8 protein-coding genes and 1 pseudogene are annotated in these 14,287 nt (G+C 59.2%); 8 read left to right on the top strand and 1 reads right to left on the bottom strand.

Going from position 1 to position 14,287, the window contains the following annotated elements:
* Positions 1 to 25: 25 nt before the first annotated feature.
* Positions 26 to 1,378: a molecular chaperone gene (gene yegD, locus BMI79_RS14305; RefSeq protein ID WP_076942809.1), complete on the top strand. Its 1,353-nt coding sequence runs from the start codon at positions 26 to 28 to the stop codon at positions 1,376 to 1,378.
* 21 nt (positions 1,379 to 1,399) lie between these two features.
* Positions 1,400 to 1,948: a GNAT family N-acetyltransferase gene (locus BMI79_RS14300; protein WP_076942808.1), complete on the top strand. Its 549-nt coding sequence runs from the start codon at positions 1,400 to 1,402 to the stop codon at positions 1,946 to 1,948.
* Between the two features lie 413 nt (positions 1,949 to 2,361).
* Here BMI79_RS14300 and BMI79_RS14295 read toward each other — a convergent pair.
* Positions 2,362 to 2,832: pseudogene (locus BMI79_RS14295) on the bottom strand (aldo/keto reductase); the annotation flags it as partial.
* Positions 2,833 to 3,023: 191 nt separating this feature from the next.
* On the opposite strand from BMI79_RS14295, the gene BMI79_RS14290 reads away from it, so the two are divergent.
* From BMI79_RS14290 to baeR, 6 genes are all read left to right on the top strand, one after another.
* On the top strand, positions 3,024 to 4,280 hold the full coding sequence (locus tag BMI79_RS14290; RefSeq protein WP_076942807.1) for an MdtA/MuxA family multidrug efflux RND transporter periplasmic adaptor subunit: 1,257 nt from the start codon (positions 3,024 to 3,026) through the stop codon (positions 4,278 to 4,280).
* Positions 4,280 to 7,399, top strand: coding sequence for an MdtB/MuxB family multidrug efflux RND transporter permease subunit (locus BMI79_RS14285; RefSeq protein WP_076942806.1), 3,120 nt, complete (start codon positions 4,280 to 4,282; stop codon positions 7,397 to 7,399). Before BMI79_RS14290 ends, BMI79_RS14285 begins: the two co-directional genes overlap by 1 nt.
* A complete protein-coding gene (mdtC, locus tag BMI79_RS14280; protein WP_076942805.1) occupies positions 7,396 to 10,476 on the top strand; it encodes a multidrug efflux RND transporter permease subunit MdtC in 3,081 nt (1,026 codons plus the stop codon). The genes BMI79_RS14285 and mdtC overlap by 4 nt, the downstream gene beginning before the upstream one ends.
* A 157-nt stretch (positions 10,477 to 10,633) precedes the next feature.
* Entirely contained in the window at positions 10,634 to 12,064 is a 1,431-nt protein-coding gene (gene mdtD, locus BMI79_RS14275) for an MFS transporter (protein ID WP_076942804.1), read from the top strand.
* Positions 12,061 to 13,443, top strand: a complete 1,383-nt coding sequence (baeS, locus tag BMI79_RS14270; RefSeq protein WP_076942803.1) for an envelope stress sensor histidine kinase BaeS — start codon at positions 12,061 to 12,063, stop codon at positions 13,441 to 13,443. Before mdtD ends, baeS begins: the two co-directional genes overlap by 4 nt.
* Entirely contained in the window at positions 13,443 to 14,162 is a 720-nt protein-coding gene (baeR, locus tag BMI79_RS14265; RefSeq protein WP_076942802.1) for an envelope stress response regulator BaeR, read from the top strand. Before baeS ends, baeR begins: the two co-directional genes overlap by 1 nt.
* Positions 14,163 to 14,287 lie beyond the last annotated feature (125 nt).

Here is a 14,287-nt window from a genome sequence, read left to right as displayed (position 1 = left end):
CATTGGCATGGGGAAATTGAAATAAATGTTTATTGGCTTCGATTATGGAACAGCCAACTGTTCCGTCGCCGTGATGCGGGATAACGGCCCCGAATTACTGACGCTGGAAAACCACGAACCCTATCTACCTTCGATGCTGTGCGCGCCGACGCGTGAGGCGGTGAGCGAGTGCTTGCATCGCCACTGGCAGGTGCCTACCGGCAGCGAGGAAAACCAGCAGTTGCTGCGGCGCGCCATCGCCTTCAACCGTGAAGAAGATATCCCGGTCAAGAACGACAGCGTGCTGTTCGGCCTGCAGGCGCTGGCGCACTACATTGAAGATCCGCAAGAGGTCTATTTCGTACGCTCCCCAAAATCCTTCCTCGGGGCTAACGGCCTGAAACCGCAGCAGATCGCGCTGTTTGAAGATCTGGTGTGCGCCATGATGTTCCACATTAAACGCCAGGCGGAAGGCGTGCTGCAAAGCAGTATCGATCAGGCGGTGATTGGCCGGCCGATCAACTTCCAGGGCATTGGCGGTGAAGAAGCCAACCAACAGGCGCAGGGGATTTTGCAACGCGCCGCCGTTCGCGCCGGTTTTAAGCAGATTGAATTCCAGTTTGAACCAGTGGCCGCCGGGCTGGATTTTGAGGCCACGCTGAGCGAAGAGAAAACCGTGCTGGTAGTGGATATCGGCGGGGGTACCACCGACTGCTCGCTGCTGCTGATGGGCCCGCAATGGCGCGATCGGGCCGAGCGTCAGCATAGCCTGCTGGGGCACAGCGGCTGCCGCGTGGGCGGTAACGATCTGGATATCATGCTGGCGTTCAAACAACTGATGCCATTGTTCGGCATGGGGGGCGAAACCGAAAAAGGCATCGCCCTGCCCGCTCTGCCTTACTGGAATGCGGTGGCAACCAACGACGTTCCGGCCCAGAACGACTTTTACAGCGCAACCAATGGCCGCCTGCTGCACGACCTGATCCGCGATGCCGCCGAACCGGAAAAAGTAAAACGCCTGCTGAAGGTTTACCAGCAACGCCTGAGCTACCGGCTGGTACGCGCGGCTGAAGAGAGTAAAATTGCCCTGTCCGATCAGGCCAACGTCCGCACGTCGCTGGCCTTTGTGCAAGCGGATCTGGCAGAAACCATCAGCCAGGATCAACTGGCCGAGGCGATCTCGCAACCGTTGCTGCGTATTCAGGAACAGGTCAGCGCCGCGCTGGCCACCAGCCAGTGCACGCCGCAGGTGATTTACCTGACCGGCGGCAGCGCGCGTTCACCGCTGTTGCGTAGCGCTTTGCAGCAGCAACTGCCGGGGATCCCGATCGTCGGCGGCAACGACTTCGGCTCGGTCACCGCAGGATTGGCACGCTGGGCTCAAACGCTGTTTCGTTGATTCATACACAGGTACTCAGCGATGACGATTATCTCATTCCAAACAGAACGACTGCGGCTGCGTGAGTGGCAGGACAGCGATCTGCCCGCTTTTGCCGCGCTGAATGCCGATCCTGCGGTAATGACCTATTTCCCAGCGGTCTTAAACCGTGCAGAAAGCGATGCGCTGGCAGATCGTATCCGCCAGTTGATGCAGCAGCAGGGTTGGGGTTTTTGGGCGGTGGAAATTAAAGGCGGCGCCTCCTTTATCGGCTTCGTTGGGCTGGCGATCTCCGGTGACGACCTGCCCTGTTCCCCCTGTGTGGAAATCGGCTGGCGATTAGCTGCCGAATTCTGGGGCCAGGGTTATGCCAGCGAAGCCGCCCACGGCGTATTGGATCTGGCATTTAACACGCTCAACCTGGCCGAAGTCGTCTCCTTCACCGCCGAAATCAACCAAGCTTCGCGCCGGGTGATGGAGCGTATTGGCATGAGGTTCAGCGGAGAAACGTTTGACCATCCGCGTTTACCCGTTGGGCACCCGCTGCGCAAGCATGTGCTGTATCGCAGTACGGTACTTTCGTCTAGGTAAGCGAGGTATGATCGATTTGACTTTCGGTCGCTAAATATCTTGTGCTCATTCGATAACACAGTGAACGCGCCCGAGCAGGGGGCTCAAGAGCCAGCCCCCTGCACCCCGGCCCTTGCCATATCAGGCGGTCGCTGCGCGACTTCCCTCACTCCACCACGGCGCATGACGGCCGGCTACGACAGGCGTCCCTGCCTGTCTCGCCTGAAACCGCCGTCCGTGGCGGTTTCTCCTATGCGCCGTGTCTACGTTCGGCGCCTTCAATGGCATCAACACCGGTGCTCACCTCACCTATTGCATTGCCTGAATATCCTATTACGGTGAGTATCGTTTCATAGAATTGCGCTCTATTTACGGCAATTCCCATGACACTTGCCCCACATAAACCTAAGCACTCGCCTCATTGAGCACCTTTAGTTGGAAGCGCCAATCGCCCACACTTTACCGGCTTTAATCAGCGCGTCGAACGCCGCCAGGGTGTCTGCCAGCGGCGTATCGCGATCGTCATCATGGGATTGATACAGATCGATATAATCCGTCTGCAAACGGCGCAGAGAATCCTCTACCGCACGTTGGATATAGCGCGGTGAAAGCCCTTGCTTGCCTTCCCCCATCGGCTTACCAACCTTGGTAGCGATAATCACCCGATCACGCTTGCCGCTTTTTTTCAGCCAGTTGCCGATCACCGTTTCCGATTCGCCGCCGTGATTACCCGGTGCCCAAGAGGAATATATATCGGCGGTATCAATGAAATTCAGTTGGTGATCCAGCAGCGCGTCCAACAGGCTGAACGAGGTGGCCTCATCAGCCGTCCAGCCAAACACGTTGCCGCCAAAGGTCAGACTCGGCACCTGAATGCCAGAACGCCCCAGTTCTCTTTTACCCATCATCCACTCCTGTCATCCTGTCTCAGTATCACCGCGGTTAATTATGTGTTTTCTTCTGAAAAACCTGACGTTTCCTCCATATTTCCTTCATTTTTTTGCTGGTACTCCTCGCTAAACTAGTATCCTGTAGGACGTGTCACTTTTGGCAATGATTGCCTGCTGGTCTGTCTCTGGAGAGAACCCTCATCACCATGAATGCAAAACCGAAACGCCGCTCATTGATACTACGCCTGCTGCTGGTAGTTATCGTGGTTATTGTTGCCATTCTGGCCTGGCGTCACTTCAACACGCCCCCCGCGACGGAGGCTGCCCCAGGGGCTCGCCCTGCGGAGAGCGGGAATGCGGGGGCTGGCGGCAGGGCCGGTGGCCGACGTAATGCGCCAATGTCACCAGTTCAGGCCGCTACCGCCAGCCAGCAAAACGTGCCGCGTTTCCTGAGCGGGCTGGGTACCGCCACCGCCGCCAACACCGTGACCGTCACCAGCCGGGTGGAAGGCCAGCTGATGGCGATCCACTTTAGCGAAGGCCAACAGGTGAAAGCGGGCGATTTGCTGGCGGAAATCGATCCGCGCCCGTATGAAGTGCAACTGACGCAGGCGCAGGGGCAACTGGCGAAAGATCAGGCCACGCTGGCCAACGCCAAGAGGGATCTGGCGCGCTATCAGCAACTGGTTAAAACCAATCTGATCTCGCGCCAGGATCTGGATACCCAACTGTCGTTGGTGCGCCAGAGCGAGGGCGCGGTCAAAGCCGATCAGGGCGCGGTCGACAGCGCTAAACTGCAAATCACCTACAGCAAGATCACCGCCCCCATTGACGGCCGCGTTGGCCTTAAACTGGTGGATGTAGGCAATTACATCTCCAGCGGCAGCAGCACCGGGATCGTGGTGATCACCCAAACCCACCCGATCGACGTGGTGTTCACGCTGCCGGAAAGCGATATCGCCGATCTGGTGAAAGCGCAAAAGGCCGGGCCGGTGAGCGTCGAAGCCTGGGATCGCACCAATCAGCAGCAACTTGCCAACGGGTTATTACTCAGTCTGGATAACCAGATTGATACCGCCACTGGCACCATCAAGCTGAAAGCCCGCTTTGATAATCAGGACGACACGCTGTTCCCCAATCAGTTCGTTAACGCGCGGCTGAAAGTCGCCACCCTGCATGATGCGATTGTGATCCCAAGCGCCGCATTGCAAATGGGCAATGAAGGCCACTTTGTCTGGCTCTTGAACGAAGAGAACAAAGTCAGTAAGCAGCGGGTTAGCGCTGGCGTGCAGGACAGCCAGCAGGTGGTGATCACCCGCGGTGTGAAAGTGGGCGATCGCGTGGTGACCGACGGTATCGATCGCCTGACCGAAGGCATGCAGGTGGAAGTGCTGGCACCACAGCAGCCGCAAGAAGGAGCGGCGAAACCCAAGCTCCCGCGTAAAGTGCAGGAGAAATCCTGATGCAGGCCATGCCCCCAAAAGCCGGTGGCGGTCCATCCCGGCTGTTTATCCTGCGCCCGGTGGCCACTACCCTGTTTATGCTGGCGATCCTGCTGGCAGGGATTATCGGTTACCGGGCGCTGCCGGTTTCTGCGCTACCGGAGGTGGACTACCCCACCATTCAGGTCGTCACGCTCTACCCCGGCGCCAGCCCGGACGTGGTCACTTCGGCGATCACCGCCCCGCTGGAGCGGCAGTTTGGCCAGATGTCTGGCCTGAAACAAATGGCGTCGCAGAGTTCCGGCGGGGCCTCGGTGATTACACTCCAGTTCCAGCTTGAGCTGCCGCTCGACGTTGCAGAGCAGGAAGTGCAGGCCGCGATCAACGCCGCCACCAACCTGCTACCCAACGATCTGCCCTACCCACCGATTTACAGCAAGGTTAACCCTGCCGATCCGCCGATCCTGACGCTGGCGGTCACTTCCAGCGCCATACCGATGACGCAGGTGGAAGACATGGTGGAAACCCGTATTGCCCAAAAGATTTCTCAGGTTTCCGGCGTCGGTTTGGTGACCCTTTCCGGTGGCCAACGCCCGGCGGTGCGGGTGAAGCTCAATGCCGCGGCGGTTGCCGCCTACAAGCTGGACAGTGAAGCCATCCGCACGGCGATCAGCAATGCCAACGTCAACTCCGCCAAAGGCAGCCTGGATGGCCCAACGCGCTCAGTCACGCTCTCCGCCAACGATCAGATGAAGTCCGCAGAGGACTATCGTCAGCTGATTGTTGCCTATCAGAACGGCGCAGCCATCCGCCTGCAGGATATCGCCACCATTGAACAGGGGGCGGAAAACAACCGTCTGGCGGCCTGGGCGAACCACGAGCAGGCCATCGTGCTGAATATTCAGCGCCAGCCGGGGGTTAACGTCATCACCACTGCCGACAGCATCCGTGAGATGCTGCCGCAGTTGATCAAAAGCCTGCCTAAATCGGTGGATGTGCAAGTATTGACCGATCGCACCACCACCATTCGGGCGTCGGTCAGCGACGTGCAGTTCGAACTGTTGCTGGCGATCGTGCTGGTGGTGATGGTGATCTACGTGTTCCTGCGTAATGTGCCCGCCACTATTATCCCCAGCGTGGCGGTGCCGCTTTCGTTGGTAGGCACCTTCGCCGCCATGTATTTCCTTGGGTTTTCCATCAACAACCTGACGCTGATGGCGCTGACCATCGCCACCGGCTTTGTGGTGGACGATGCGATCGTGGTGATCGAGAACATTTCGCGCTATATCGAGAAAGGTGAAAAGCCGCTGGATGCAGCATTGAAAGGGGCTGGCGAGATCGGCTTCACCATTATCTCACTGACCTTCTCACTGGTAGCGGTGCTGATCCCGCTGCTGTTTATGGGCGATATCGTCGGCCGCCTGTTCCGCGAATTTGCGGTGACGCTGGCGGTGGCGATCCTGATTTCCGCGTTGGTCTCCCTGACGCTCACGCCAATGATGTGCGCACGCATGCTCAGCCATGAGTCGCTGCGCAAGCAGAACCGCTTTTCCCGTGCTTCGGAACGTTTCTTTGAGCGGGTGATCGCGCAATACGGCGTGTGGCTGAAAGTGGTGCTGAATCACCCTTGGCTAACGCTGGGCGTAGCGTTCAGCACGCTGTTCCTCACCGTGCTGCTGTATCTGTTGATCCCGAAAGGCTTCTTCCCGGTGCAGGATAACGGCATTATTCAGGGCACGCTGGAAGCGCCGCAAAGCGTGTCGTTCAGCAATATGGCCGAGCGCCAGCAGCAGGTGGCTGCCGAGATCCTGAAAGACCCGGCGGTAGAAAGCCTGACCTCGTTCGTCGGTGTTGATGGCAGCAATGCCACGCTCAACAGCGGGCGCTTGCAGATCAACCTGAAACCGCTAAGTGAACGCAGCGATCGCATTCCGGCAATCATTACCCGCCTGCAGCAGCAGGCGGCGCAGTTCCCCGGCGTGAAACTGTACCTGCAACCGGTGCAGGATCTGACCATCGATACCCAGGTGAGCCGCACCCAATATCAGTTCACGCTGCAGGCGATGTCGCTTGAGCTACTCAGCCAATGGGTGCCACAGTTGATGCAGGTATTACAGCAGGCCCCGCAGCTCAGCGACGTCACCAGCAACTGGCAGGATCAAGGTTTGGTGGCGTTTGTGAATGTCGATCGTGACTCCGCCTCGCGCCTGGGTATCACCATGAGTGCTATCGATAACGCACTGTACAACGCCTTCGGTCAGCGGCTGATCTCCACCATTTACACCCAGGCGAATCAGTACCGGGTGGTGCTGGAGCATGATGTCAGCAGCACGCCGGGGCTGGCGGCGCTCAACGATATCCGCCTGACCAGCAGCAACGGCACCATCGTGCCACTGAGCACGGTTGCCAAGATTGAAGAGCGTTTTGGCCCGTTGACGATCAACCACCTGGCCCAGTTCCCCTCCGCCACCGTGTCGTTCAACGTCGCCGCGGGCTACTCACTCGGGGAAGCGGTGGAGGCCATTGTTCAGGCGGAAAAAAACCTCAACATGCCCAATGACATTACCACCCAGTTCCAAGGGGCAACGCTGGCGTTCCAGGCGGCGCTCGGCAGCACTCTGTGGCTGTTCCTGGCGGCGGTAGTGGCGATGTATATCGTGCTCGGCGTGCTGTATGAGAGCTTTATTCACCCGGTGACCATTCTCTCTACCCTGCCCACCGCCGGGGTCGGTGCCCTCCTGGCGCTGATGATGTCTGGCCATGAATTGGATGTGATCGCCATTATCGGCATCATCCTGCTGATTGGCATCGTGAAGAAGAACGCCATCATGATGATCGACTTCGCGCTGGCCGCCGAACGCGAGCAGGGGATGACGCCTTACGATGCCATCTATCAGGCCTGTCTGCTGCGTTTCCGCCCGATCCTGATGACCACGCTGGCCGCCCTGCTCGGCGCGCTGCCGCTGATGCTCAGCACCGGCGTGGGGGCCGAGCTGCGCCGCCCGCTGGGTGTCTGTATGGTCGGCGGGCTGGTGATGAGCCAGATCCTGACGCTGTTCACCACGCCGGTGATTTATCTGCTGTTCGACAAGCTGGCGCGTAATACTCATCACCAGCCGGATGCGCAGGAGCTGCCGTGAAATTCTTCGCCCTGTTTATCTATCGGCCCGTTGCCACCACCCTGCTGACGCTGGCGATCGCCATCGCCGGGGTGATCGGTTTCCGGCTGCTGCCGGTCTCGCCGCTGCCGCAGATTGATTTCCCGGTGATCGCCATCACAGCATCACTGCCGGGGGCCTCTCCGGAAACCATGGCGTCTTCGGTGGCCACCCCGCTGGAACGCGCGTTGGGGCGGATTGCCGGGGTCAGCGAAATGACCTCGACCAGTTCGCTGGGCAGTACGCGGATCATTTTGATGTTCGATCTCGATCGCGATATCAACGGTGCAGCGCGCGACGTGCAGGCGGCCATCAATGCGGCACAAAGCCTGTTGCCGACCGGGATGCCGAACCGCCCTACCTATCGCAAAATCAACCCGTCCGACGCACCGATCATGATCCTGACGCTAACCTCGGACACCTACAATCAGGGGCAGCTGTATGATTTTGCCTCCACGCAGCTGGCGCAGAAAATTGCCCAGACCGAAGGGGTGGGCGATGTGTCGGTGGGCGGTAGTTCCCTGCCTGCTGTGCGTGTGGAACTCAACCCCGGCGCGCTGTTCAATCAGGGTGTGTCGCTGGATGCGGTACGCCAGAGCATCGCCAATGCCAACGTTCGTCGGCCACAGGGCGCGGTAGACGACTCACAGCAGCGCTGGCAGATCCAGGCCAATGATGAACTGAAAACCGCTACTGCCTATCAGCCGCTGGTGATCCACTACCACAACGGCGCTGCGGTGCGCCTGAGCGATGTGGCCAACGTGGTTGATTCGGTGCAGGACGTGCGTAACGCCGGAATGACCAACGCCAAGCCGGCGATTATCCTGACCGTCAGCCGCTCGCCGGGCGCCAATATCATCGAAACCGTCGATCGCATCCGCGCCGAGCTGCCCGCCTTGCGGGAAAATATTCCCACCTCCATCCAGTTGAATATCGCGCAGGATCGCTCCCCCACCATTCGTGCCTCATTGGCAGAGGTGGAGCGCTCATTGATGATCGCCATCGGCCTGGTGATCCTGGTGGTGTTTATCTTCCTGCGCTCCGGGCGCGCCACGCTGATCCCTGCGGTGGCGGTGCCGGTGTCGCTGATCGGTTCCTTTGCCGCCATGTACCTGTGCGGCTTCAGCTTAAACAACCTGTCGCTGATGGCGCTGACCATCGCCACTGGCTTTGTGGTGGATGATGCCATCGTGGTGCTGGAGAATATCTCTCGCCACGTTGAGGCCGGAATGAAGCCGATCAACGCCGCGCTGCAAGGGGTGCGTGAAGTGGGCTTTACCGTGCTTTCCATGAGCATATCGCTGGTGGCGGTATTTATTCCGTTGCTGTTTATGGGGGGCCTGCCAGGGCGGTTATTCCACGAGTTCGCCGTTACGCTGTCGGTGTCCATCGGGCTGTCGCTGTTGATCTCGCTGACGCTGACGCCGATGATGTGCGCCTATCTGCTGCGCCATCAGCCCGCGCGCGCGCAGCGGCGCGTGCGCGGTTTCGGCAAAGTCTTGCTGGCGCTGCAACGGGGCTATGGCCGCTCGCTGAACTGGGTGCTCGGCCATTCACGCTGGGTACTGGCGCTGTTTTTCGCCACCATCGCCCTCAACGTTTGGTTGTATATCAGCATCCCGAAAACCTTCTTCCCCGAGCAGGACACCGGCCGCCTGATGGGGTTTATCCAGGCGGATCAGAGCATTTCGTTCCAGGCAATGCGCGGCAAGCTGGAAGACTTTATGAAGATCGTGCGCGAAGATAAAGACGTGGATAACGTCACCGGCTTTACCGGCGGTTCACGCACCAACAGCGGCTCGATGTTTATCTCGCTCAAACCGCTGTCGGAACGCAGCGACGATGCACAAAAGGTCATTGCCCGGCTGCGCGCCAAGCTGGCGAAAGAGCCCGGAGCAAGCCTGTTCCTGATGGCGGTGCAGGATATCCGTGCCGGTGGGCGGCAATCCAACGCCAGCTATCAGTACACGCTGCTGGCGGACGATCTCAGCGAACTGCGCGAGTGGGAACCGAAGATCCGGCTGGCGCTCGCGGCACTGCCGGAACTGGCCGACGTCAACTCCGATCAGCAGGACCGAGGTTCGGAAATGGATCTGTCTTACGATCGCGAAGCCATGGCGCGGCTGGGCATTTCCATTACCGATGCTAACAATCTGCTGAACAACGCCTTCGGCCAGCGCCAGATTTCCACCATCTATCAGCCATTGAACCAGTACAAGGTGGTGATGGAGGTGGCACCGCCCTATACCCAGGACGTCAGTTCGCTGGAAAAGATGTTCGTGATTAACAAACAGGGCCAGGCGATCCCGCTGTCCTATTTTGCCCGCTGGCAACCGGCCAATGCCCCGCTTGCCGTTAACCATCAGGGGCTGTCGGCCGCCTCGACCATTTCGTTTAACCTGCCGGAAGGGGGCAGCCTGTCCGAGGCCAGCGCCGCCATCGAGCGCGCCATGACGCAGATCGGTGTGCCCTCTACGGTGCGCGGGACGTTTGCCGGTACCGCACAGGTGTTCCAGGAAACGCTGAAATCGCAGCTGCTGCTGATCGCCGCCGCCATCGCCACGGTGTATATCGTGCTGGGGATGCTGTATGAGAGCTATATCCATCCGCTGACCATCCTCTCCACCCTGCCTTCCGCCGGAGTCGGTGCCTTGCTGGCGCTGGAGCTGTTTGGCGCGCCGTTCAGCCTGATCGCCCTGATCGGCATCCTATTGCTGATCGGCATTGTGAAGAAAAACGCTATCATGATGGTCGATTTTGCCCTCGACGCACAGCGCAACGGTGGCATCAGCGCGCGCGAGGCGATTTTCCAGGCCAGCCTGCTGCGCTTCCGGCCAATCATGATGACCACGCTGGCAGCGCTGTTTGGCGCACTGCCGCTGGTGCTGACCAGCGGTGATGGTGCCGAACTGCGCCAACCGCTCGGCATCACCATTGCCGGCGGGTTAGTGATGAGCCAATTGCTGACGCTGTACACCACGCCGGTGATCTACCTGTATTTCGATCGGCTACAGATGAAGTTTCGCCGCGGTAAAAAATTAGCGCCGCTGCCGCAATAAATGGCTCTTACGATAATGCTGGTCAGTAAAGTGAGAGAAGATCAGCGAACTACAAGTCCCTCACCCCGGCCCTCTCCCACAGGGAGAGGGGGCTCCCCCTTTAGCACCTAGGTAATGATTAGCTATCACGATAGCTTTTAACATGAAAGGTAGGTGAATGATTACCAGACAGACCGCCCCAGTGCAGTGGCAGCTATGGATTGTGGCCTTTGGCTTCTTTATGCAGGCGCTGGATACCACCATCGTCAATACCGCGCTGCCGTCGATCGCCGCCAGCCTGGGGGAAAACCCGTTGCGCATGCAGTCGGTGATCGTCTCCTATGTGCTGACGATGGCGGTGATGCTGCCCGCCAGCGGCTGGCTGGCGGATAAAGTTGGCACCCAGCGGGTGTTCCTCAGTGCCATTGTGCTGTTCACCCTCGGTTCAGTGCTGTGCGCACAGGCGCATTCGCTGAATGAGCTGGTGATGTTCCGCGTGATACAGGGCATTGGCGGCGCGATGATGGTGCCGGTCGGCAGGCTGACGGTGATGAAAATCGTCCCGCGTGAACAGTATATGGCGGCCATGACGTTCGTGACCTTGCCCGGCCAGATCGGCCCGCTGATGGGGCCAGCGCTGGGGGGCTTTCTGGTGCAATACGCCAACTGGCACTGGATCTTCCTGATCAATATTCCGGTGGGGATTATCGGTGCTATCGCCACCCTGCTGTTGATGCCCAATTACCGTATGCAGACCCGCCGCTTTGATCTCAGCGGCTTTATCATGCTGGCGATCGGCATGGCTACGCTGACGCTGGCGCTCGACGGGCACAAAGGCATGGGGCTTTCTCCTTCCTTTCTACTCGGGCTGGTGGTTCTGGGCTGTGCGGCGCTGGCTGGTTATTGGTGGCATGCCAAGGGCAATAGCCGGGCGCTGTTCTCACTGCGCCTGTTTAAAACCGAAACCTACAGAATCGGCCTGACCGGCAGCCTGCTGGGGCGCATCGGCAGCGGTATGCTGCCGTTTATGACGCCGCTGTTCCTGCAGATCGGCATGGGGTTTTCTCCCTTCCATGCCGGGCTGATGATGATCCCGATGATCATCGGCAGCATGGGCATGAAGCGTATTGTGGTGCAGATCGTCAACCGTTTCGGCTATCGCCACGTGTTGGTCACCAGCACGCTGTTGTTGGCGCTGGTCAGTTTAACCCTGCCGCTGGTGGCGATGCTCGGCTGGGTCTATCTGCTGCCGGTGGTGTTGTTTTTCCAGGGCATGGTCAACTCGCTGCGCTTCTCGTCCATGAATACCCTGACGCTAAAAGACCTGCCCGATCGCCTGGCCAGCAGCGGCAATAGCCTGCTGTCGATGGTGATGCAGCTTTCCATGAGCCTGGGGGTCAGCGTGGCCGGGATCCTGATCGGCAGTTTCGCCCACCACCAGGTGGTGGCCGACAGCCCCGAGATCCACAGCGCCTTTATCTACAGTTACCTGTGTATGGCGCTGATTATCGCCCTGCCCGCGCTGGTTTTCGCTCGCGTTCCCACCAATATCGCCCCCAACCGCACGCTGACAAAAGGGCAGAGTAACGGCCCAACGAGGTTGCAATGAGAATAGGTATCACCGGCAAACTGTTCATGGCGATCTTCGCTACCTGCATGCTGGTGCTGATCACCATGCATTGGGGTGTGCGTATCAGCTTTGAACGGGGCTTTATCGACTATATCAAACAGAGTAACGAGCAGCGTATCACCATGCTCGGTGACGCCCTGGAAGAGCAGTATCGCCTGCACGGTAACTGGGCATTCCTGCGTAATAACGATCAGGTGGTTTACCGCATCGTGCGCTCGTTCGAGCAAAACAGCGACAGCAGCCACAATCTGCCCCCCAAGGGCTGGCGGTCGCAGTTCTGGATCGTCGATAGCCAATATCGGCGGCTGGTGGGGCACTCTGGTCCGATCCCGAAAGAGAGCACCCGCCACCCGATCCATTACAACAATCAGATCGTCGGCTGGGTGATGGCGGCCCCGCCGGAGAAGCTGACGCGCAACGCCGACATCAACTTCGATCGGCAGCAAAAACGCACCAGTTGGCTGATCGTCGCGCTGTCGACGCTGTTGGCCGCCGCAGTGACCTGGCTGCTGTCGCGCGGCCTGCTGGCACCGGTAAAGCGGCTGGTCGCTGGCACCCATCGTTTGGCGGCGGGGGATTTCAGTGCCCGCGTCGCGGCCAGCGGCCAGGATGAACTCGGCCGCCTGGCGCAGGATTTCAACCACCTCGCTATCTCGCTGGAAAAGAACGAGCAGATGCGGCGGGCCTTTATGGCAGATGTCTCCCACGAACTGCGCACTCCGCTGGCGGTATTGCGCGGTGAGCTGGAAGCCTTGCAGGATGGGGTACGCCAACCGACTCCGGCGTCGATCAGCTCACTCTTGGCGGAGGTGTCTACCCTCACCAAACTGGTGGACGACCTGCATCAGCTTTCGCTGTCCGATCTCGGCGCCCTCGCCTACCGTAAGTCATCGGTAGACTGCGTGCATCTGGTGCACATCGCCGTCGCCGCCTTCCGCGAACGTTTTCATGCCAAAGGGCTGGAGATCGTTACCCATCTGCCAGAACAGGCGACACTGTTCGGCGATGCGGATCGCCTCAATCAGTTGTTCAACAATCTGCTGGAAAACAGCCTGCGCTATACCGACGCCGGCGGCAAGCTGGAGATCGGTATCGAACCTTTGCCGGAAGGGCTGCGGATTTACTGGCAGGACAGCAAACCCGGCGTCAGTGACGAACAGTTGGCACGCATCTTCGAACGCTTTTACCGCACCGAAGGCTCACGCAACCGCGCCAGCGGCGGTGCCGGGCTGGGGCTGGCCATCAGCCAGAATATTGTGGAAGCCCATGGCGGCACGATCCATGCGCAGCACTCGCCTTTCGGCGGCGTGCGCATTACAGTAGATTTCCCCGTTACGCTGAACAACAAGGCCTCATGATGGAAAACCCGAACCCACCATTGCAGATTATGATTGTGGAAGATGAACCCAAGCTGGGCCAATTGCTGGTGGATTATCTGCAGGCGGCGGGCTACGCCACGCGCTGGCTGACCAACGGCCGTGAGGTGGTGCCAGCGGTGCATGAACAGCAACCAGCGCTGATCCTGCTGGATCTGATGCTACCGGGCTGCGATGGGTTAACTATCTGCCGCGAGCTGCGCCGCTTTACCGATGTACCGATCATGATGGTGACCGCCAAGATTGAGGAGATCGACCGCCTGTTGGGGCTGGAGATCGGTGCCGATGACTATATCTGCAAGCCTTACAGCCCGCGCGAGGTGGTCGCCAGAGTCAAAGCCATTCTGCGCCGCTGCTACCGCCCCCTGGAACAGGGTGAAGAAGAAAGGCTGCTGCACATTGATGAACCACGTTTCCAGGCCAGCTATAGCGGGCACATTCTGGATCTGACGCCGGCTGAATTCCGTCTGCTGAAAACCCTGGCCAGCCAGCCGGGCAACGTCTTCTCACGCGAGCAGTTGCTCAATAACCTGTACGACGATTACCGCGTCGTTACCGATCGCACCATCGACAGCCATATCAAGAATCTGCGCCGCAAGCTGGAACTGATTGACGGCGAGAAAGCCTTCATCCGTTCGGTCTACGGCGTGGGTTATCGCTGGGAAGCCGAACCCTGCCGATTGATTAACGGCCTTGCATAATACTGCGCACAAGCTGCCTACCGCGCCAGGCGACAAGTATATACCCTAAATAATTCGAGTTGCCTGTAGGCGGCAAGCGCTGGCCTGTAGGGTGAGCCTCAGTGATGAGGCTCATCATCCCTGGG

Source organism: Serratia oryzae (assembly GCF_001976145.1).
Classification (GTDB): Bacteria; Pseudomonadota; Gammaproteobacteria; order Enterobacterales; family Enterobacteriaceae; genus Chania; species Chania oryzae.
This window is presented reverse-complemented; position numbering and strand designations above follow the sequence as displayed.

Bases quoted from the DNA above. Each gene is read 5' to 3' on its own strand.
- yegD (WP_076942809.1), top strand. From the start codon at position 26: ATGTTTATTGGCTTCGATTATGGAACAGCCAACTGTTCCGTCGCCGTG.
- BMI79_RS14290 (WP_076942807.1), top strand. From the start codon at position 3,024: ATGAATGCAAAACCGAAACGCCGCTCATTGATACTACGCCTGCTGCTG.
- BMI79_RS14300 (WP_076942808.1), top strand. From the start codon at position 1,400: ATGACGATTATCTCATTCCAAACAGAACGACTGCGGCTGCGTGAGTGG.
- baeR (WP_076942802.1), top strand. From the start codon at position 13,443: ATGGAAAACCCGAACCCACCATTGCAGATTATGATTGTGGAAGATGAA.
- mdtD (WP_076942804.1), top strand. From the start codon at position 10,634: ATGATTACCAGACAGACCGCCCCAGTGCAGTGGCAGCTATGGATTGTG.
- baeS (WP_076942803.1), top strand. From the start codon at position 12,061: ATGAGAATAGGTATCACCGGCAAACTGTTCATGGCGATCTTCGCTACC.
- BMI79_RS14285 (WP_076942806.1), top strand. From the start codon at position 4,280: ATGCAGGCCATGCCCCCAAAAGCCGGTGGCGGTCCATCCCGGCTGTTT.